At 61.6% G+C, this 17,304-nt stretch carries 19 protein-coding genes; 8 read left to right on the top strand and 11 right to left on the bottom strand.

Annotated features, from left to right (window positions below):
• Positions 1 to 18 precede the first annotated feature (18 nt).
• Both GTP55_RS06895 and GTP55_RS06890 read left to right on the top strand, forming a co-directional pair.
• Positions 19 to 831 (top strand): hypothetical protein, encoded by an 813-nt coding sequence (locus GTP55_RS06895; protein ID WP_161044181.1) that lies wholly within the window; start codon positions 19 to 21, stop codon positions 829 to 831.
• A 202-nt stretch (positions 832 to 1,033) separates the two neighbouring features.
• Positions 1,034 to 1,714 carry a tetratricopeptide repeat protein gene (locus GTP55_RS06890; RefSeq protein ID WP_161044180.1) on the top strand — a complete coding sequence of 227 codons (681 nt, stop codon included), beginning with the start codon at positions 1,034 to 1,036 and terminating at the stop codon, positions 1,712 to 1,714.
• A gap of 113 nt (positions 1,715 to 1,827) precedes the next feature.
• Here the strand turns inward: GTP55_RS06890 and GTP55_RS06885 are convergent, their stop codons facing one another.
• The 6 genes from GTP55_RS06885 to GTP55_RS06860 form a co-directional block, all read right to left on the bottom strand.
• Positions 1,828 to 2,751 carry a sugar kinase gene (locus GTP55_RS06885; RefSeq protein WP_161044179.1) on the bottom strand — a complete coding sequence of 308 codons (924 nt, stop codon included), beginning with the start codon at positions 2,749 to 2,751 and terminating at the stop codon, positions 1,828 to 1,830.
• Positions 2,748 to 4,295 (bottom strand): 2-isopropylmalate synthase, encoded by a 1,548-nt coding sequence (locus GTP55_RS06880; RefSeq protein WP_161044178.1) that lies wholly within the window; start codon positions 4,293 to 4,295, stop codon positions 2,748 to 2,750. The genes GTP55_RS06885 and GTP55_RS06880 overlap by 4 nt, the downstream gene beginning before the upstream one ends.
• A 58-nt stretch (positions 4,296 to 4,353) precedes the next feature.
• The gene (pssA, locus tag GTP55_RS06875; RefSeq protein ID WP_110848999.1) at positions 4,354 to 5,223 is read right to left on the bottom strand and encodes a CDP-diacylglycerol--serine O-phosphatidyltransferase; all 870 of its coding nucleotides are present in this window, start codon (positions 5,221 to 5,223) and stop codon (positions 4,354 to 4,356) included.
• 98 nt (positions 5,224 to 5,321) lie between these two features.
• On the bottom strand, positions 5,322 to 6,062 hold the full coding sequence (locus GTP55_RS06870; RefSeq protein WP_161044177.1) for an SIMPL domain-containing protein: 741 nt from the start codon (positions 6,060 to 6,062) through the stop codon (positions 5,322 to 5,324).
• Positions 6,063 to 6,104: 42 nt separating this feature from the next.
• The gene (locus tag GTP55_RS29785) at positions 6,105 to 6,731 is read right to left on the bottom strand and encodes an Npun_F0296 family exosortase-dependent surface protein (RefSeq protein WP_161044176.1); all 627 of its coding nucleotides are present in this window, start codon (positions 6,729 to 6,731) and stop codon (positions 6,105 to 6,107) included.
• Positions 6,732 to 6,850: 119 nt separating this feature from the next.
• Entirely contained in the window at positions 6,851 to 7,612 is a 762-nt protein-coding gene (locus tag GTP55_RS06860; RefSeq protein ID WP_161044175.1) for an SIMPL domain-containing protein, read from the bottom strand.
• Between the two features lie 149 nt (positions 7,613 to 7,761).
• Between GTP55_RS06860 and GTP55_RS06855 the strand changes: the two genes are divergently transcribed.
• Positions 7,762 to 8,013 (top strand): hypothetical protein, encoded by a 252-nt coding sequence (locus tag GTP55_RS06855; protein ID WP_161044174.1) that lies wholly within the window; start codon positions 7,762 to 7,764, stop codon positions 8,011 to 8,013.
• 7 nt (positions 8,014 to 8,020) lie between these two features.
• Here the strand turns inward: GTP55_RS06855 and GTP55_RS06850 are convergent, their stop codons facing one another.
• The 4 genes from GTP55_RS06850 to GTP55_RS06835 all read right to left on the bottom strand — a co-directional run bounded on the left by GTP55_RS06850 (position 8,021) and on the right by GTP55_RS06835 (position 11,663).
• Positions 8,021 to 8,230: a DUF6434 domain-containing protein gene (locus tag GTP55_RS06850; RefSeq protein ID WP_161044173.1), complete on the bottom strand. Its 210-nt coding sequence runs from the start codon at positions 8,228 to 8,230 to the stop codon at positions 8,021 to 8,023.
• Between the two features lie 61 nt (positions 8,231 to 8,291).
• Positions 8,292 to 9,308, bottom strand: a complete 1,017-nt coding sequence (gene ilvC, locus GTP55_RS06845) for a ketol-acid reductoisomerase (RefSeq protein WP_161044172.1) — start codon at positions 9,306 to 9,308, stop codon at positions 8,292 to 8,294.
• Positions 9,309 to 9,430: 122 nt separating this feature from the next.
• Positions 9,431 to 9,922 (bottom strand): acetolactate synthase small subunit, encoded by a 492-nt coding sequence (gene ilvN, locus GTP55_RS06840; RefSeq protein WP_110849007.1) that lies wholly within the window; start codon positions 9,920 to 9,922, stop codon positions 9,431 to 9,433.
• Position 9,923: 1 nt separating this feature from the next.
• Entirely contained in the window at positions 9,924 to 11,663 is a 1,740-nt protein-coding gene (locus GTP55_RS06835; protein ID WP_161044171.1) for an acetolactate synthase 3 catalytic subunit, read from the bottom strand.
• A 458-nt stretch (positions 11,664 to 12,121) separates the two neighbouring features.
• On the opposite strand from GTP55_RS06835, the gene GTP55_RS06830 reads away from it, so the two are divergent.
• From GTP55_RS06830 to GTP55_RS06810, 5 genes are all read left to right on the top strand, one after another.
• On the top strand, positions 12,122 to 12,691 hold the full coding sequence (locus tag GTP55_RS06830; RefSeq protein WP_110849009.1) for an RNA polymerase sigma factor: 570 nt from the start codon (positions 12,122 to 12,124) through the stop codon (positions 12,689 to 12,691).
• Positions 12,688 to 13,092 (top strand): DUF3619 family protein, encoded by a 405-nt coding sequence (locus GTP55_RS06825; protein WP_161044170.1) that lies wholly within the window; start codon positions 12,688 to 12,690, stop codon positions 13,090 to 13,092. The genes GTP55_RS06830 and GTP55_RS06825 overlap by 4 nt, the downstream gene beginning before the upstream one ends.
• 3 nt (positions 13,093 to 13,095) lie before the next feature.
• Positions 13,096 to 13,806, top strand: a complete 711-nt coding sequence (locus GTP55_RS06820; RefSeq protein WP_161044169.1) for a DUF3106 domain-containing protein — start codon at positions 13,096 to 13,098, stop codon at positions 13,804 to 13,806.
• Positions 13,796 to 14,323 (top strand): RDD family protein, encoded by a 528-nt coding sequence (locus GTP55_RS06815; RefSeq protein ID WP_161044168.1) that lies wholly within the window; start codon positions 13,796 to 13,798, stop codon positions 14,321 to 14,323. The genes GTP55_RS06820 and GTP55_RS06815 overlap by 11 nt, the downstream gene beginning before the upstream one ends.
• Positions 14,324 to 14,486: 163 nt before the next feature.
• On the top strand, positions 14,487 to 16,631 hold the full coding sequence (locus GTP55_RS06810; RefSeq protein ID WP_161044167.1) for a prolyl oligopeptidase family serine peptidase: 2,145 nt from the start codon (positions 14,487 to 14,489) through the stop codon (positions 16,629 to 16,631).
• Here GTP55_RS06810 and GTP55_RS06805 read toward each other — a convergent pair whose 3' ends face one another.
• Positions 16,632 to 17,270, bottom strand: a complete 639-nt coding sequence (locus GTP55_RS06805; protein ID WP_161044267.1) for an RNA pseudouridine synthase — start codon at positions 17,268 to 17,270, stop codon at positions 16,632 to 16,634.
• Positions 17,271 to 17,304: the final 34 nt, after the last annotated feature.

Raw genomic sequence — 17,304 nt, 5'->3', positions numbered from 1 at the left:
GCAACCCATGGAGAATTCATGTCCTTCCGTACGCCCCCTGCCCGTCACGCCATTTACGCCGCCACTCTGATGGCACTGAGCACTGTCAGTGCCATCGCCTGGGCAGACCCGTCGCCGGCGCTGGACCGCGCCAGCCTGTCGGTCGGCGCGTTCTACACCGAACCGCGCATCAATTACGAAGGCGACACCAACTACGGCCGCATCGACACCGGCACTTACAAGACCGACCACGTGACGCTGCCGCGCGTCAAAGCTTCGATGCTGCTGGGCGACTCGCAAGGCCTGGACTTTGACTACTACCGCTACGACAAAACCTACAGCCCGACCCTGAGCGGCGCCACCAATTACAACGGCGTGCCGCTGACCGGCAACGGCAAGCTGGACGCCAAGCTGAAGCTGGATCTGGCCAATCTGGCCTACAAATGGTGGATCGGCAGCGGCAGCGACGTGTTCGGCGTCGGCGTCGGCGCCGCCTACTACCAGGCTAGCCTGAAAGGCACCGCCAGTGGCGTGCTGAATGGCGTAGCCGGCAGCGGTTCGTATGAAGAGAAAGAAAGTGCCTGGGCGCCATTGCTGGAACTGGGCTGGCGTCATTCGATTTCGGAAAACGTCCGCGTCTACGCTGACGCTTCCGGCATCAAGAAAAACGGCGGCAGCATTCAAGGCCATATCTATGGCGGCGCTATCGGTGTTGAATGGTTCCCGGCCAAGTCGGTGGGCGTGGTGGCGGAATACACCGCCAGCAAGATCAGCCTGAACCGTCAGCGCGACAACACCGACCTGAATATTCGCTTAAACGGTCCGGCGGCTTACGTCAAAGTTCGCTTCTAAATCGACAAGCATGTTAAATTGATACCCTCTACCTGGAGGGTGTCAACATGACGAAATATCTCGCCGCGTCCCTCGCGGCGGCGCGGCGAAAGACTCCCTCGCCAAGTGTAAATTCAAACCTGCCATCCATGATGGCCAGGCCGTGGAAAGCTGGACGCAAATGCAGTATGTCTGGCGACTAGAAGGACTATCGCCGCAACAAATGGCTGCCGCACTGGCGGCGGCGCGCGAAGGCGCTGAACGCGGCGACGCGGCCGCCCAATACAAGCTCGGGATGATTTACCTGAATGGCCAAGGCATCAAACAGGATCGGGACGAGGCCAGCAAGTGGCTGCAAAAAGCAGCTGAGCAAGGGTCCGCCGACGCGCAGGAGGCCCTGGGATTGATTAACGCCCCACGGCCCAACTATGGCGGCGATCCCTCGCAGGCCATCGCCTGGTTCCGTCTCGCAGCCGCGCAAGGCAAGGCCCAAAGCCAATTCTTCCTTGCCATGCTTTTGACCAAACAAGGGCAAAACGATGACGGCCGGGAATGGCTACGCAAGGCGGCTGCACAAAATTACGCGCCTGCGGAGACCATGCTGGGCTCGCAATTGCTGGGCACTGGCAAAGAAGAAGACCGGCCGGAAGCGATTGCCTTGCTAACCAAGGCAGCAGCGCAGAACGAACTTCTGGCGCAGGTAGCGCTGGGAACCTGCTATGAAAAGGGCTTGGGCGTGACGCAAGATTATGCGCAGGCGGCCACGCTGTACCAGCGCGCGGCCCTGGCGAATAACTCCAATGCGCTGCTAGCGCTTGCGCGGCTTTATGACAACGGCCAGGGCGTGCCGAAAGATGCTGCCAAAGCGGAGCAGTTGCGCAGCCAGGCCATTACACTGCAATAAACCCTGGTGACTTAGCGCCTCAGCCAATCATCCGCGCAGGTGCGCTGCGCCGTCTTCAGGAAACATCAGGATATTCACCCGGCTGCGCAAATACTTCGGTGTGGAGCGAAGTATCAGCCCAGCGCGGCGCGGACTTGCGCGGCAGTCGGAATCGGCGCCACTGCACCATGCCCCAGCGTGGACAGGCCGGCGGCGGCATTGGCGTAGCGCACCGCGTCGGCCAGCGTATCGCCGGCGGCGAGGCGTGCCAGCAGGCTGCCGTCGAAGCAGTCGCCGGCGCCGGTGGCATCCACCGCCTGCACTGCGCGGGCGGCGGCCAGTTGCGGCTGCGCGCCCTGCTCCGCATACCAGGCGCCGGCCGGGCCGCTTTTCAGCACCACCGTGTGGGCGCCGTGCGCGCGGGCCCAGGCGAAGATCGCCGGCACATCGTCAGTGCCGGCCAGCGCCACCGCTTCGTCAAGACTGGGCAGGAACAGATCGGTCATCGCGATCGTCGCACAGATGGTGGCGCGAGCGCGCGCCAATGGCCACAAGGACAAGCGCAGGTTCGGATCGAAACTCACTTTGCCATTCGCCGCGCGCGCGGTTTCGATGGCGGCAAATACGGTATCGCATGCGCTGGCCGATATCGCCTGCGAGATGCCGGAGACGTGCAGCCAGCGCGTGCGCCCTGCCGCACTGAGATCCATGGTCTGCGGCTGCATGCGGCTGGCCGCCGAGCCGGCGCGCAGATAGCTGAAGCTGTGGCCCCGTGGTCCGTGGTTGACGAAATACAGCCCGGTTGGCGCCTGTGGATCGCGCGCCACCGCGCTGACGTCCACGCCCTCGGCCTGCCATAGATCCAGCAGCATGCGGCCGAAATGATCTTCGCCCACGCGGCTCAGGTAGGCCACGCGCGCGCCCTGGCGGCTGGCGGCGATCACGGCGTTGGAGGTGTCGCCGCCAAAGCCCTGGCGGTACAACGGTTCGCTGGCGTTGGCCTGGTTGAATTCCACCATGGCCTCGCCCAGCGCCACCACATCAAATTGCTCACTCATGGTTGCGGATTGACTCGTTCAATTTTCGAATGCAGTTTGTTCAGCGCCGACAGGTAGGCCTTGGCCGAGGCCACGATGATATCCGGGTCCGCACCGACGCCGTTGACGATGCGGCCTTCCTTCGACAAGCGCATCGTCACTTCACCCTGCGACTGCGTGCCGGTGCTGATGGCGTTGACCGAGAACAGCACCAGTTCAGCGCCGCTGCCGACCTCTCCCTCGATGGCGTTGACGGTGGCGTCGACCGGGCCATCGCCACGGCCTTCGCTGACATGTTCTTCGCCGTCAATGACGAACACGATTTTGGCCGCCGGCGTCTCGCCGCTGGCAGAACGCTGCTCCAGCGAGACGAAGCGATAGAACTCGCTTTCCTGCGACTGCTGCTCGTCCGACACCAGCGCCAGGATGTCCTCGTCAAAAATCTCGGCCTTGCGGTCGGCCAGCTCCTTGAAGCGCCCGAACGCCGCATTGACTTCGGTCTCCGATTCCAGATCGATGCCCAGCTCCTGCAAGCGCTGCTTGAAGGCGTTACGCCCGGATAGCTTGCCCAGCACGATCTTGGTCGCCGCCCAGCCGACGTCTTCGGCGCGCATGATCTCGTAGGTCTCACGCGACTTCAGCATGCCATCCTGGTGGATGCCGGAAGCGTGCGCAAACGCGTTCGCGCCCACCACCGCTTTATTGGGCTGCACCGCAAAGCCGGTAATCTGCGACACCATCTTGGACGCCGCCACGATCTGCGTGGTGTCGATGCCGCATTCCAAATTGTAGTAACCACCACGCGTGCGCAGCGCCATCACCACTTCTTCCAGCGCGGTGTTGCCGGCGCGTTCGCCGAGGCCATTGATGGTGCACTCGACCTGGCGCGCGCCGCCGATCATCACGCCGGCCAGCGAGTTGGCCACCGCCAGTCCCAGGTCGTTATGACAGTGCACCGACCATACGGCCTTGTCGGAATTGGGAATGCGCTCGCGCAGGCGGCGGATGGTTTCGCCGAAAATCTCCGGCACCGCGTAGCCCACCGTGTCGGGGAAGTTGATGGTGGTCGCGCCTTCGGCGATCACGCCTTCCAGCACGCGGCACAGGAAGTCCTCGTCCGAGCGGCTGCCGTCTTCCGGGCTGAATTCAATATCGTCGGTGTACTGGCGGGCGAAGCGCACCGCGTTGCAGGCCTGCGTCAGCACCTGCTCCGGCAGCATGCGCAGCTTGGCCTCCATGTGCAGCTTGGAGGTGGCGATAAAAGTGTGGATGCGTTTGCGCTCGGCCGGCGCCAGCGCTTCGGCGGCGCGGGCGATGTCGCGGTCATTAGCGCGCGACAGCGAGCAGATGGTCGATTCGCGCACTACCGTGGCAATCGCCTTGATGGATTCAAAGTCGCCCGGCGAAGCGGCCGCGAAGCCGGCTTCGATGACATCTACGCGCAGGCGCTCCAGCTGCTTGGCGATGCGGACTTTTTCGTCCTTCGTCATCGAGGCGCCGGGCGATTGCTCGCCGTCGCGCAGCGTGGTATCGAAGATGATGAGGCGGTTGGATGAGTTGTTCATGATCGCTCCGTGGCTAATGCTTCGTTGCTTAATCTTCTCAGGGCCTACCGCCCGGTGTTTAGCGCCGTTCGCTCGGATCGTCGCTGTGCATGTCGGTCTGGATCAGGCTGACCTTCTTGCCTTTGGCCGCGCGCCAGGCGGCGACCACATAGCCAGAGATGCCATAGATCGCAAACAGCGGCCACAAGGTGGCTGCCGGCTTGATGGCGATCAGCGCCAGTCCCAGCGCGATCAGGAACACGCCGATAAACGGCACCGGCTTGCGGAAGTTGACGTCCTTGAAACTGTAGAACGGCACGTTGCTGACCATCGTCAGGCCGGCAAACAAGGCGATGCCCCACGAGACCCAGGCCATTTCCAGCCCGGACACTTCCAGGTCCAGCATCATCAGGATAAAGCCGGCGATCAGCGCGGCGGCCGACGGCGACGGCATGCCCTGGAAGTAGCGCTTGTCCACCACTTCGATATTGGTGTTGAAGCGCGCCAGGCGCAAGGCGGCGCCGGCGCAGTAGACAAACGCGGCGATCCAACCGAGCTTGCCCAGGCCGCGCAGCGACCATTCATACATCACCAGCGCCGGCGCGGCGCCGAAGGACACCATGTCCGACAGCGAGTCGTACTGGGCACCGAATTCGCTCTGCGTGTTGGTCAGGCGGGCGACGCGGCCATCCAGGCCGTCCAGCACCATGGCGATGAAGATGGCCCAGGCGGCGTGCTCGAATTTCTGGTTCATCGCCATGACGATGGCGTAGAAGCCGCAGAACAGCGCCGCCGTGGTGAAGGCGTTGGGCAGCAGGTAAATGCCGCGATGGCGCGGCCGGTCAAGATCCTCTCCGCGGGCGCGACGCGCAAAACGGCTGAAACGGGACGTTTTGGGCAGTTTGGCGATGGCCGCGTTCTTGGCGCGGCGGCGGGGAAAATTGGGCATGGTGATCCGTTCTGGTTATTGTGTGTGCGCCATCATTATAGAGGAGCCGACTATAAAAAAGGGGATGGCGCGCCATCCCCTATTGTGCCCATGTTTGCTTATTTGAAGCGCACTTTGCCCACCAGGCGCATCGTCAGCGTGGTTTCGCCCGGTTCGAAGCTCGGCTCCGTCACCGGCTCCGGAGCGGCGCGGGCAAACGCTGCCACGCTCGAGCCGGTCACCTGGACCCGTTCGGCATAATTGCCGGAGCCTTCAAAATCCACCGTATCGAGCACGGCGTCGCTGACCTTGCGGCCCATGGCGGCAGCGATCGAAGTGATGCGCTCATTCAAGTTGAGATAGGTGGCGGCAATCCGCTGGTCGTCCAGCTTTTTGCTGGTGGCCGGCGACAGGCCGAAGCGCAGCTGGTTCAGGCTCAATACGCTCTGCGCGGCGGCCACGGTTTTCGGCAGGCTGTCCAGGTTGGTCGTGACCAGTTGCACCGACTGGCCGACACGCCACGAGGTCGGTACGCGCGGCTTGCGCGGCTGGCCCGGTGGCGCCTGCACCTCTTCCGGATAGACCGGGTAGGTATAGTAATTCTGGGTTTTCAGGATCGCTTGCGGATCGGCTTTCTTGAGCAATTCCACGCCCTGCTTCATCTTCTGGTTGACGCGCGAGGCCGCGGCGGCTTTATCTTTATCGTTTTCCTCGATCGACAGCGTGGCGGTGGCCTGGTCATTGACGTGGGTGACTTCGCCAATGGCCGGCACCACCACCAGCGTCCCGGCTGTGGGCAGGGATTGCGCTTGGGCGGCAATAACAAACGTCGTCAGGACGGCAACAGCGAGGTATTTCATTGCGGACTCCAGTAAGGGATAAGCCCTCACTGTACCGCACTGTCAGCCGCGCGCGCGACGGCGACGCGCCATGGCGCCCAACAGGCCAAGGCCACCCAGCAGCATCGCGCAGGTTTCCGGCTCCGGCACCTCCGACACGATGAAAGCGTGGTTGTCCGTTTCAAACGAGTTGTCCGGGGAACGCAGTTCGATCCAGTCGAATGTGGTGCCGCCAGTGGCAAACACATTGAAATAGTAAGACGCGCGCAAGCCCGGCACCAGGTCCTGTATCTGCTGGCCGGTGATGGTGGTCAGGCTGCCGTCGGAACCGTGAAACGTGACCGAGTTGTAGAGGTCTATGGTGCTGAAATAGAAGCCGAAATACGTCGTGCCCAGGCGGTAGCCAAAGGTGATGCGCGAGGTTGGCTCATTGGCGCCGACGATCAGATATTGGGTGTGGTCGTAATCAGGCGCGGTGTAGCGCTGGTCGGGCGCCGTGCCGGTGACGTATTCGCCGCCGGTGTAATACACGTCGGCTGGCGGTGCGCTGTCGAAGGTGGCGGTTTGCGCCACTTGCCACGGCGTGAATTGGCCGGCAGTGAGCTTCAGCGTAGAAAAATCCACCGCCGCGCTGACGAGGGTGGATGCGGCCGCCAAAGAAATGGCGAGCAGAAATTTAATGGATCGCATAAATCTCCCCAGAATGGAACGAAAACAGATTGTTTTCAAATTAATAATATATTATTTGATGTGATTATCAAATTAATATTATCGATTGCAAACTGCAAGCCATCCCGGGGAGGTGATCCCTATTTGAAGCGGACCTTGCCGACCAGTTGCATCTGCAAGGTGGTCTCACCTGGCTCGAAGCTTGGCTCGGCCACGTCCGCCGTGTCGGCACTCTTCATGCGCATCATCATCGGCGCCGCAGCAGCGCGCGACTCCGTGTAATTGCCCGAGCCTTCAAAATCGACCGTATCGAGCACGGCGTCGCCGACTTTGCGGCCCATGGCGTTGGCGATCGAGGCAATGCGCTCGTTCAGGTTTTTGTAGGTGGCGGCGATGCGCTGGTCATCCAGCTTCTTGGTGGTGTCCGAGGTCAGGCCGAAGTTGATGCTGTTGAGCGTCAGGATCTTCTGCGCGGCGGCCACAGTTTTCGGCAGTTTGTCCAGGCTGGTGGTGGTCACTTCCAGGTACTGGCCCACACGCCACGACACCGGCACGCGCGGCTGTTTGGCGGGGCGGCCGTTGGCCAGCACGATTTCGTCCGGATAGACCGGGTAGGTGTAATAACCCTGGGTTTTCAGGCTGGCTTGCGGATCTTCTTTCTTGACGATCTCCAGGCCATGCTTCATCTTGGTGTTGACGCGCGAGGCCGCAGCGGCCTTGTCCTTGTCGGTTTCCTCAATCGCCAGCAGCACGACGGCCTGGTCATTGGCGTGTTTGACTTCACCATAGGCCGGCACCACCACCAGCGTGCCGGTGGTGGGCAGCGCATCAGTCGGAGCGGCGTGCGCGCCCAGCGCGAAGGATACGGCAGCAGCGGAGGCAAGTTTTTTCATCAAGTTCATTACGGCTCCAAAGTTGAGATTACGACAAGCCGCACTGTACATGAATTTACAAAACATACCTGTAAGACATGGTGAGTGTTTGTAACAAATTAAGTATTTTCTAATTATCGGGTTGCTATGATTAGGGATTAATGACGGAGGGCCGTGCGATGGCGATTTTGATAGAGTTGGCGTTTTACCTGTTGATGGAAGTCATCTTGTACACCATTGGGCGCGCGGTCATTCCCATCATCTCGCTGGGAAAGGCGCGTGCGATCCATACAAAGGAATTCTTCAGGGCGAAGCTGGTGCACTATGACGAGCAAACCGGCCAGATGCTGATCTCTACCGGCGGCGCGTCGCTGGTTGGCGGGTTGACAATGTGGAGTGCGCTGCTGCTGTGGTTCGCTTTGGCACGCTGACAGCCACTCAGCTGCGACGGCGCTGCCATTCGTCGGCAATGTCGCCGATAGTATGGGCGGCGCCGCTGCGTATCCATGCCATCAGGGCGCGGTCGAACTTGAAATCGGGGCCGCATTGCCCGATCAGGAAACGGCGCACGTTCTGGGTGTTTTTGTAGGTGGCGTCCACCACCGTCGCGCGCGAGATGGCGGCGCCGTGCCAGTCGAATGTTATCATTGCACTAGCATAACGTAAAAAAAGCCGGCGCGAGCCGGCTTTTCGTTGGGGGGGGAGTCGATTAGTTCTTCGACTGGTCGACCATTTTGTTTTTGGCGATCCAAGGCATCATGGCGCGCAGTTTGGCGCCAACTTCTTCGATCGGGTGCTCGGCGGTCAGACGACGACGCGAGATCAGGGTCGGTGCGCCGGCTTTGTTTTCCAGGATGAAGGACTTGGCGTATTCGCCGGTCTGGATGTCCTTCAGGCACTGACGCATCGCATCTTTGGTCGCCGAGGTCACGACTTTCGGGCCGGTCACGTACTCGCCGTATTCGGCGTTGTTCGAGATCGAGTAGTTCATGTTGGCGATGCCGCCTTCGTAGATCAGGTCGACGATCAGTTTCAGTTCGTGCAGGCACTCGAAGTACGCCATTTCCGGTGCATAGCCCGCTTCGGTCAGGGTCTCGAAGCCGGCTTTGATCAGCTCGACCGCACCACCGCACAGCACCGCTTGTTCGCCGAACAGATCGGTTTCGGTTTCTTCGCGGAAGTTGGTTTCGATGATGCCGGCCTTGCCGCCGCCATTCGCCGACGCGTACGACAGGGCGATGTCACGCGCCACGCCGGATTTGTCCTGGTACACAGCGATCAGGTGTGGCACGCCGCCGCCCTGGGTGTAGGTGGCGCGCACGGTGTGGCCTGGGGCTTTCGGCGCGACCATGATCACGTCCAGGTCGGCGCGTGGCACGACCTGGCCGTAGTGCACGTTGAAGCCGTGGGCGAAGGCCAGCACCGCGCCTTGCTTGGCGTGCGGCGCGACGTTTTCGTTGTAGACCTGGGCGATATTCTCGTCCGGCAGCAGGATCATGATGACGTCGGCAGCTTTGACGGCCTCGTTCACTTCAGCGACTTTCAGGCCGGCTTTCTCCACCTTGGTCCACGAAGCGCCGCCTTTGCGCAGGCCGACGGTGACGTTGACGCCGGAGTCGCTCAGGTTTTGTGCGTGCGCGTGGCCCTGCGAGCCGTAGCCGATGATGGCCACGTTTTTGCCTTTGATCAGGGAGAGGTCAGCGTCTTTGTCGTAGAAAACTTTCATGTTCATTCCTAAATAAAATTTTTTAATACCGGCGGCACTTCCGTCATTCCCGCCCAAGCGGGAATCCATGGCGCGTAGCCAATCCGGCGAAGTATGGGTTCCCGCCTGCGCGGGAACGACGATTACACTTTCAGGATGCGTTCGCCGCGTCCAATGCCGGAACCGCCGGTGCGGACCGTTTCAAGAATCGAGGCGCGGTCGATCGAGTCGATAAACGCGTCGAGCTTGCTCTTGGCGCCGGTCAGTTCAATCGTGTAGCTCTTTTCGGTGACGTCGATGATGCGGCCGCGGAAGATGTCCGCCGTGCGCTTCATCTCTTCCCGTTCCTTGCCCACCGCCCGCACCTTGATCAGCATCAGTTCGCGTTCGATGTGATGGCCTTCGGTCAGGTCCACCACCTTCACCACTTCAATCAGGCGGTTGAGGTGCTTGGTGATCTGCTCGATGATGTCATCCGAACCGGAGGTGACGATGGTCATCCGCGACAAGGTCGGGTCTTCGGTCGGCGCCACGGTCAGCGTCTCGATGTTGTAGCCGCGGGCCGAGAACAGGCCCACCACGCGCGACAGCGCGCCGGCTTCGTTTTCCAGCAATACAGAGATAATGTGTCGCATGTTAGAGATCCTCCGAACCCAGCAGCATTTCGGACAGACCCTTGCCTGCTTTAACCATCGGCCAGACGTTTTCCGATTGATCGGTAATGAAGTTCATGAACACCAGCTTGTCCTTCATCGCAAACGCGTCGCGCAGTGCGCCGTCGACGTCGCCCGGTTTCTCGATGCGCATGCCGACGTGGCCATAGGCCTCGGCCAGCTTCTCGAAATTCGGCAGCGAATCCATGTAGGACTCGGAGTAGCGCGAACCGTAGTCGATCTGCTGCCACTGGCGGACCATGCCCAGGAAGCGGTTGTTCAGCATGATGATCTTCGGCGTCAGGTGGTACTGCTTGCAGGTCGCCAGTTCCTGGATGCACATCTGGATCGAGCCTTCGCCGGTGATGCAGGCAACGGTGGCGTCCGGATTGGCCATCTGCACGCCCATGGCGTACGGCAGGCCGACCCCCATGGTGCCCAGACCGCCCGAGTTGACCCAGCGCTTAGGCTTGTCGAACGGGTAGTACTGCGCCGCCCACATCTGGTGCTGGCCGACGTCGGAGGTGATGAAGGCGTCGCCTTTGGTCACTTCCCACAGCTTCTGCACCACCGATTGCGGCTTGATCACCAGGTCGGAGGTGGCGAACTTCAGGCAGTCCTTGCCGCGCCATTCCTGGATCTGCTTCCACCAGTCCTTGAGCGCCGGCGCATTCGGCTTGGCGTCCGACGCGTCCAGCTGCGCCAGGAACTCGATCAGCACGTCCTTGACGTTGCCGACGATGGGAATATCCACTTTCACGCGCTTGGAAATCGACGATGGATCGATGTCCACGTGGATGATCTTGCGCGGATGGGAGGCGAAATGTTTCGGGTTGCCGATCACGCGGTCGTCGAAACGGGCGCCGATGGCGATCAGCACGTCGCAGTGCTGCATGGCCATATTGGCTTCGTAGGTGCCGTGCATGCCGGGCATGCCGACGAAGTTTTCGCTCGACGCTTTGTACGCGCCCAGGCCCATCAGCGTATTGGTGACCGGGAAGCCGAGCTTGTCCACCAGCTTGTTCAGTTCCGGCGCCGCACTGGCCAGGATCACGCCGCCGCCGGTGTAGATCATCGGGCGTTCGGCTTGCAGCAGCAGCTGCACTGCCTTGCGGATCTGGCCGGAGTGACCTTTGTCGACCGGCTTGTACGAACGCATCTCGACCTCTTTCGGGTACGAGAACGTCGTTTTGTGCATCGAGATATCCTTCGGAATATCGACCAGCACAGGGCCGGGACGGCCGGTGCGGGCGATGAAGAAGGCTTTCTTGACGGTCTCAGCCAAGTCCTTGACGTCCTTGACGAGGAAATTGTGCTTGACCACCGGACGGGTAATGCCGACCGTGTCGCATTCCTGGAACGCATCCTGGCCGATCGCGTGGCTCGGCACCTGGCCGGAGATCACCACCATCGGGATGGAATCCATGTACGCAGTAGACAGACCGGTCACGGCATTGGTGACACCCGGACCGGACGTCACCAGCGCAACACCGACCTTGTTCGACGAGCGCGAATAAGCATCGGCAGCATGCACCGCAGCCTGCTCGTGGCGTACCAGAACGTGTTGGAATTTGTCTTGCTTGAAGATGGCGTCGTAGATGTACAGGACGGCTCCGCCCGGATAGCCAAAGACGTGTTCCACGCCCTCTTCCGCCAGGCAGCGCACCAGTATTTCTGCGCCAGTCAATTGATTACTGCTAAGTGAAGATGCTTCGGTATTCATGAAACATTCCTTTCAAGGTCCATAGGAGATTGATCGGATGCTCTGTCCTGACGAAGTACCAATACCGCTACAGCTCTGCCCAGCGTCCCTTTATTTATGCGGTCGCACTGCCTCTTCCGTCAACCGTAGTGACGTGCAAAGCGGTGCTAGCGCAAACTCTCGTTTGGCCGGGTTTTCCGTAGTGGCGATGTGTACCTCTCGTACTTGTGGTACGGGCGAGAGCAAACTGCCTACATATGAAAGCGCGTCGTGTCGTTGCGGCGTTGTGTGCCTGCTGCGACCAGACCATAGAGCTTCGGGGTTGTTCAAAGCGTCCTATAAGTTACACCCGCCGCCCCCGTTTGGGCAAGGGATAATTCGGAAATTGATCAGTTTTGACGTAAAACCATGCAAAACACGACGTTTTTTGCTAGCATGCGCCTCAGTTCAAAACACCCGGCACCTCCCTCCTCCGACGCATGGCCACAGACAAAGAATTATCCGACTTCCTCGAAAACGTCGAACGCCGGGCCTTCAAGCAAGCCGTCTACGCAGTACGCAAGGACGAATCCGCCCTGGACATCGTGCAGGACGCGATGATCAAGCTCGCCGAAAAATACGGCGACAAACCGGCCGCCGAGCTGCCGATGCTGTTCCAGCGCATCCTGCAGACCACCATCCTCGACTACTTCCGCCGCGAAAAGGTGCGCAACACCTGGGTCAGCCTGTTTTCGGGCATGGGCCCGGCGGGAGAGGACCACGAGGATTTTGATATACTCGAATCCTATGCCGCAGAGGCCGGTAGCGAAGCGGCCGAGTCCGGCGCCGACAAGCTCGAACGCCAGCAAACCCTGGCACTCATCGATGCCGAAGTACAAAAGCTTCCGGCACGTCAACGCGAAGCGTTCCTGATGCGTTATTGGCAGGATATGGATGTAGCTGAAACTGCGGCGGCCATGGGCTGCTCAGAAGGCAGCGTCAAAACGCATTGCTCTCGTGCAACACATGCGCTGGCCGAGGCGCTGGCAGCCAAGGGACTTAAATTATGAACACCGACGATCTGAATTTCGCTTACAAAGTGCGCCACGCGCTCAATGAACGGCTGGACGAGCTGCCGGCCTCGACGACCGACCGCCTGGCGCAGGCGCGCAAGATGGCGCTGGCCCGCAAGAAAGCCCACGTGGAAGTGCCGCTGGCAGTGCGCGTGGCCAAGACCGAACTGGCGGCGGCCGGCGGCGGCTTCCTGTCGCAATTTAACTGGCTGGGCCGCTGGAGCATGGCGGTGCCGGCGCTGGCACTGGTGATCGGCATGGTCGGCATTTATCAGTACGAACAGCAGGAACGCATCGCCGATCTGGCGGAAATCGACGCCGCCGTGCTGTCGGATGAATTGCCGCTGAACGCCTATCTGGACCACGGCTTCAACGCCTATCTGTCGCAAAGCGAGTAAGCAATGGCATGGAGCGGTCGCGCCAAGCTGGGCGCAGGGGTAGCAGTGGCGGTGGTCGCACTGGGTGGCGCGGCCTGGCTGGGTAGCCAGCCGGATGCGCCGGAGCTGGTCAAGGCGCCGGTGGCGGCGGTGGCCGGCGGCAAGCTGGCCGGCAAGCCCCCTGAAAAAGTATTGTGGAAAGATCTGTCGCCTGCCCAGCAGCAGGCGCTGGAGCCGCTCGCCGGCGAGTGGGACCGGATGGAGCCGATTCGCCGTCAAAAATGGCTGGGCATCGCCAAGCGTTATGCGCAGATGAAGGCGGATGAGCAGGTCCGCGTGCAGGAGCGCATGCGCGAGTGGGTGCGCATGACGCCGGAAGAACGCCGCCAGGTACGTCAGAACTATGCCCGCGCGCAAAAGCTGAATCCGTCGCAGAAGGCGGTGTCCTGGGAAGAGTACCAGACGCTGTCGGACGAGCAGAAGAAGGAGCTGGCCGCGCGCGCCTCCACCCGCAAGCAGGTGGTCAATCTGCCGACGCCGGCGCAGGCCAAGATGCACTCGCCGGCGCCGGTCAAGCCGGCCGCGCCGCCCGCCGCACCGGTGATTGTGCCGGTGACACCCGCCGCCGCGCCGGTGACCGATCCGAATGCGCCGCTGCCGAACGCGTCCAATGTGACGCCGATTCCGCCAACCTCCACGCCGCCAACCCAGGGCACGCCAGCCGATGTCAAATAACGTGGTTGCCACCTGCCCGACCGTCAAGCGCCGCCTGATTTCGATGGTGTACGAATCGCTGCTCGGCTTTGCCGTGCTGTTCCTGCCGTTCCTGATCTTCGAAATCGCCACCCACGCCAGCCATGCGCCGCTGATCGAGCACATGCGGCAGGCGCTGGCCTTCGTGGTGCTGGGCTTCTACTTCATCCACCAGTGGACCCGCGACGGCCAGACGCTGGCCATGAAAACCTGGCGCATGAAGCTGGTGGGCGCAAACGGCGGCCCGGTGTCGCCGCGCGCAGCCGCCGTGCGCTACCTGCTGAGCTGGATGTGGATCTTGCCGGCGCTGCTGGTGGCGCTGGCGCTGGACCTGCATCGCTGGCCGGCGCTGGGCGCGATCCTGGCCGGCATCCTGCTGTGGTCGCTAACTGCTTTCCTCGACAAAGACCGCCAGTTCCTGCACGACAAGCTGGCCGGCACCCGCCTGATGCAACTGCCACCGCTGCCAAAGAAAAAGAAAGCCGCAGCGCCGGTATAATCACCCGCCGTCATTCCCGCGAAAGCGGGAATCCATGGTGCTTGTGCATGCCAGCGCTGTATGGGTTCCCGCTGTCGCGGGAAGGACGGCGATTTGTGGCGCAGGTGTATTTTTTTCAACCTTCCGTGGCAGAATAGGATTTTTCTGCCATGAAGGACCGAAAATGAAACCTGTCGTCTACGGCGTCGCATTTGCTTTCGCCGCTTCCTCCGCCTTTGCCGCCGACATCCCGCCGGCCCCAGTCGCCCGCGTCGCCCCCGTCACCGATACCTACTTCGGCGAAACTATCACCGACCGCTATCGCTGGATGGAGAACGACAAGGACCCGGACTGGTTGCCCTTTCTCAAACAGCAGAACGCCCACACCCGCGCCATCCTCGACACGCTGCCCAAGCGCGACGAACTGCTAAAGCGCATCCAGCAACTGTCCGGCGACATCGCCGCGCCGGCGCGCGTGGAGAAAAGCGGCACGCGCCTGTTCTACCAGCAGCGCCCGGCCGGCTCCAACAACTTCAAACTGTTCGTGCGCGAGTTAGGCAAAAACAGCGGCAAGGACCGCGTGCTGGTCGACCCGACCAAACTCGATACCAAGACCAGCCATACCTCGCTGGACTGGTGGCATCCGTCGCCCGATGGCAGCAAACTGGTATATGGCCTGTCCAAAGACGGCAGCGAGGATTCGGTCTTGTACATCATGGATGTGCGCACCGGCGAGATACTGAAAGAGCGCATCGCCAACACCGAAGGCGCGGAACCCAGCTGGCTGGCCGACAGTTCCGGCTTCTTCTACAACCAGCTGACGGGCAAGGTGAACACGCCCGAGCGCTATCTCAACGCGCAGGCGCGCTTCCACAAGATCGGCACGGATGCCGCTAAAGACCCTGTGCTGATGAAGCGAGGTCTAGATGCCGCCGTCCAGTATGAAAAAATCCAGTCGCCATACATCGAAGTCTTCCAGCATTCCGACAGCGCCTTGCTGCTGCTGTCCGACGTGCGGCAGGAGAAGCGCATCTACACCGCGCCGCTGAGGGACGTCCTGACGGGCAAGGCGAAGTGGCAACAGGTCGCCGACTTTGCTGATGAAGTGACCGCTGTCGACTTGCACGGCGACGATCTCTATCTGCTTTCGACGAAAGGCCATCCGCGTGGACGCCTGCTGAAAACCTCGGCGAAAGCGCCAGCGCTGGCCGGCGCGCAGGAAGTGTTGTCGGAATCCGACCTGGTGCTGCAAGGCCTGGCACGCGCCAAGGACGGTCTGTACATCCGCGCCATGGATGGCGGCATCGGCAAGCTGCAGCGCCTCGGCACAGACGGAAAAGTGACCAACATCGCCCTGCCCTTCGACGGCACGCTAGGCTCGATCGACGCCGACGCCGATGCGCCGGGCGCGCTGGTGATCCTGTCCGGCTGGTTGCAGCCGACCGGCATCTGGTCGGTAAGCGCGGACGGCAAGCTGGCCGACACCGGCATCACGCCAAAGCCGGCGATCGACGTTAGCGCCTACACCAGCGAGCGCCGCTTCGCCACCGCCAAGGATGGCACCAAGATTCCGTATTCACTGATCTACAAAAAAGGCCTGAAGCTGGATGGCAAAAATCCCGCCTTTATCTCGGCCTATGGCAGCTACGGCGCGGCGGCCTACACGCCATCGTTTGCGGGACGCACGCTGGCGCTGGTGGATCAAGGCGCGGTGGTCGGCTATGCGAATGTGCGCGGTGGCGGCGAGTTTGGCCGCGAATGGCATCGCGCCGGCCAGCTGGAAAACAAGCCGAATACCTGGCGCGATCTGATCGCCGTGTGTGAAGAGATCCAGGCCAAGGGCTACACCTCGCCGGCGTACCAGACCATTGGCGGGCGTTCGGCCGGCGGCATCACCATGGGCCGCGCGCTGGAAGAACGTCCGGACCTGTTTGCGGCCGTGATCTCCGGGGTCGGCTGGCACAACCCGCTGCGCTACGTGGCCGAGCAGAATGGCTATGGCGAGGAACCTGAGTGGGGTGCGATTGCCGATCCGGCCGGCTTCAAGGCACTGAAGAGCATCGACAGCTATCAGCAGGTGGTGGATGGCACCAAGTATCCGGCGGTGCTGCTGACCACTGGCGTGACCGATCCGCGCGTGGCGCCGTTCCATCCGGCGAAGATGGCGGCGCGTTTGCAGGCCGCCACCGCGAGTGGCAAGCCGGTGCTGCTGCGGGTGGACTTTGATGCGGGCCACGGCATGGGATCAACCCGCGCGCAGCAGGATGCGGAAGCTGCCGACACCTACGCCTTCATCCTGTCGCAAACGGCGGGCGCCGCTGCGAAGTAATCAGAAGCGCTCGTAGCCTTGCAGGTAGCGCCATTCGCCTGACGGCAGGCTGGCCATGGAGATGCGTCCGACGCGAATGCGCTTCATGGACACCACCGTCAGACCGACTTCCTTGCACAGCTTTTCGATCAATCCCAGCTTGGCGTTCTTCATGGCGAAGCGCAGACGCGTTTCGTTCTGCCAGCTTACCTTGCCGTTGATCTGGTTCAGCTGCTGCAAGCCGCCTTCGATGATGGCGCCGGAGACTTCTACGATAATCTCCTGCTCCAGCGATTCTTCGGACAGTTTGCGGTTGACGCGGAAGTCCTGCGTGAAGACCACCAGGCCACTGGCCTTGGCGTCCAGCGGCACCATCTGCTCCTGGCCGGTGATGTGGCGCTTGAGGAAGCGCTGGCCCGGCGAGGAACGCGTCAACGTCTCTTCCTTCAACAGATGCAGCGGCTGCGCCACGCCGGCTGGCTTGTGCAGCAGAATGGTGACCGGCACGATCTCCAGCAGCGTCGCGTTCTCGGCGATGGCGATCTGCTGATCCGGCGCGACGCGCGCGCCGGCTTCCTCAACCAGCTTGCCATCGACGCTGACAAAGCCGCCTTCGATGTACAGCTCCGCCTCGCGGCGCGAGCACTGGCGTTCTTCCATCACGCGCTTGGACAGGCGGACGGTGTTGTCATCA

Origin of the sequence: Duganella margarita (assembly GCF_009857535.1) — a bacterium.
Lineage (GTDB): Bacteria > Pseudomonadota > Gammaproteobacteria > Burkholderiales > Burkholderiaceae_D > Rugamonas > Rugamonas margarita.
The sequence above is the reverse complement of the archived record's forward strand: the minus strand, read 5'-3'. Positions and strand labels throughout refer to the sequence as shown.

What these genes read in the sequence shown, in the direction of transcription:
- GTP55_RS06895 (WP_161044181.1), top strand. Translation starts at nt 19, where the DNA reads ATGTCCTTCCGTACGCCCCCTGCCCGTCACGCCATTTACGCCGCCACT.
- GTP55_RS06890 (WP_161044180.1), top strand. Translation starts at nt 1,034, where the DNA reads ATGGCTGCCGCACTGGCGGCGGCGCGCGAAGGCGCTGAACGCGGCGAC.
- GTP55_RS06885 (WP_161044179.1), bottom strand. Translation starts at nt 2,751, where the DNA reads ATGAGTGAGCAATTTGATGTGGTGGCGCTGGGCGAGGCCATGGTGGAA.
- GTP55_RS06880 (WP_161044178.1), bottom strand. Translation starts at nt 4,295, where the DNA reads ATGAACAACTCATCCAACCGCCTCATCATCTTCGATACCACGCTGCGC.
- pssA (WP_110848999.1), bottom strand. Translation starts at nt 5,223, where the DNA reads ATGCCCAATTTTCCCCGCCGCCGCGCCAAGAACGCGGCCATCGCCAAA.
- GTP55_RS06870 (WP_161044177.1), bottom strand. Translation starts at nt 6,062, where the DNA reads ATGAAATACCTCGCTGTTGCCGTCCTGACGACGTTTGTTATTGCCGCC.
- GTP55_RS29785 (WP_161044176.1), bottom strand. Translation starts at nt 6,731, where the DNA reads ATGCGATCCATTAAATTTCTGCTCGCCATTTCTTTGGCGGCCGCATCC.
- GTP55_RS06860 (WP_161044175.1), bottom strand. Translation starts at nt 7,612, where the DNA reads ATGAACTTGATGAAAAAACTTGCCTCCGCTGCTGCCGTATCCTTCGCG.
- GTP55_RS06855 (WP_161044174.1), top strand. Translation starts at nt 7,762, where the DNA reads ATGGCGATTTTGATAGAGTTGGCGTTTTACCTGTTGATGGAAGTCATC.
- GTP55_RS06850 (WP_161044173.1), bottom strand. Translation starts at nt 8,230, where the DNA reads ATGATAACATTCGACTGGCACGGCGCCGCCATCTCGCGCGCGACGGTG.
- ilvC (WP_161044172.1), bottom strand. Translation starts at nt 9,308, where the DNA reads ATGAAAGTTTTCTACGACAAAGACGCTGACCTCTCCCTGATCAAAGGC.
- ilvN (WP_110849007.1), bottom strand. Translation starts at nt 9,922, where the DNA reads ATGCGACACATTATCTCTGTATTGCTGGAAAACGAAGCCGGCGCGCTG.
- GTP55_RS06835 (WP_161044171.1), bottom strand. Translation starts at nt 11,663, where the DNA reads ATGAATACCGAAGCATCTTCACTTAGCAGTAATCAATTGACTGGCGCA.
- GTP55_RS06830 (WP_110849009.1), top strand. Translation starts at nt 12,122, where the DNA reads ATGGCCACAGACAAAGAATTATCCGACTTCCTCGAAAACGTCGAACGC.
- GTP55_RS06825 (WP_161044170.1), top strand. Translation starts at nt 12,688, where the DNA reads ATGAACACCGACGATCTGAATTTCGCTTACAAAGTGCGCCACGCGCTC.
- GTP55_RS06820 (WP_161044169.1), top strand. Translation starts at nt 13,096, where the DNA reads ATGGCATGGAGCGGTCGCGCCAAGCTGGGCGCAGGGGTAGCAGTGGCG.
- GTP55_RS06815 (WP_161044168.1), top strand. Translation starts at nt 13,796, where the DNA reads ATGTCAAATAACGTGGTTGCCACCTGCCCGACCGTCAAGCGCCGCCTG.
- GTP55_RS06810 (WP_161044167.1), top strand. Translation starts at nt 14,487, where the DNA reads ATGAAACCTGTCGTCTACGGCGTCGCATTTGCTTTCGCCGCTTCCTCC.
- GTP55_RS06805 (WP_161044267.1), bottom strand. Translation starts at nt 17,270, where the DNA reads ATGGAAGAACGCCAGTGCTCGCGCCGCGAGGCGGAGCTGTACATCGAA.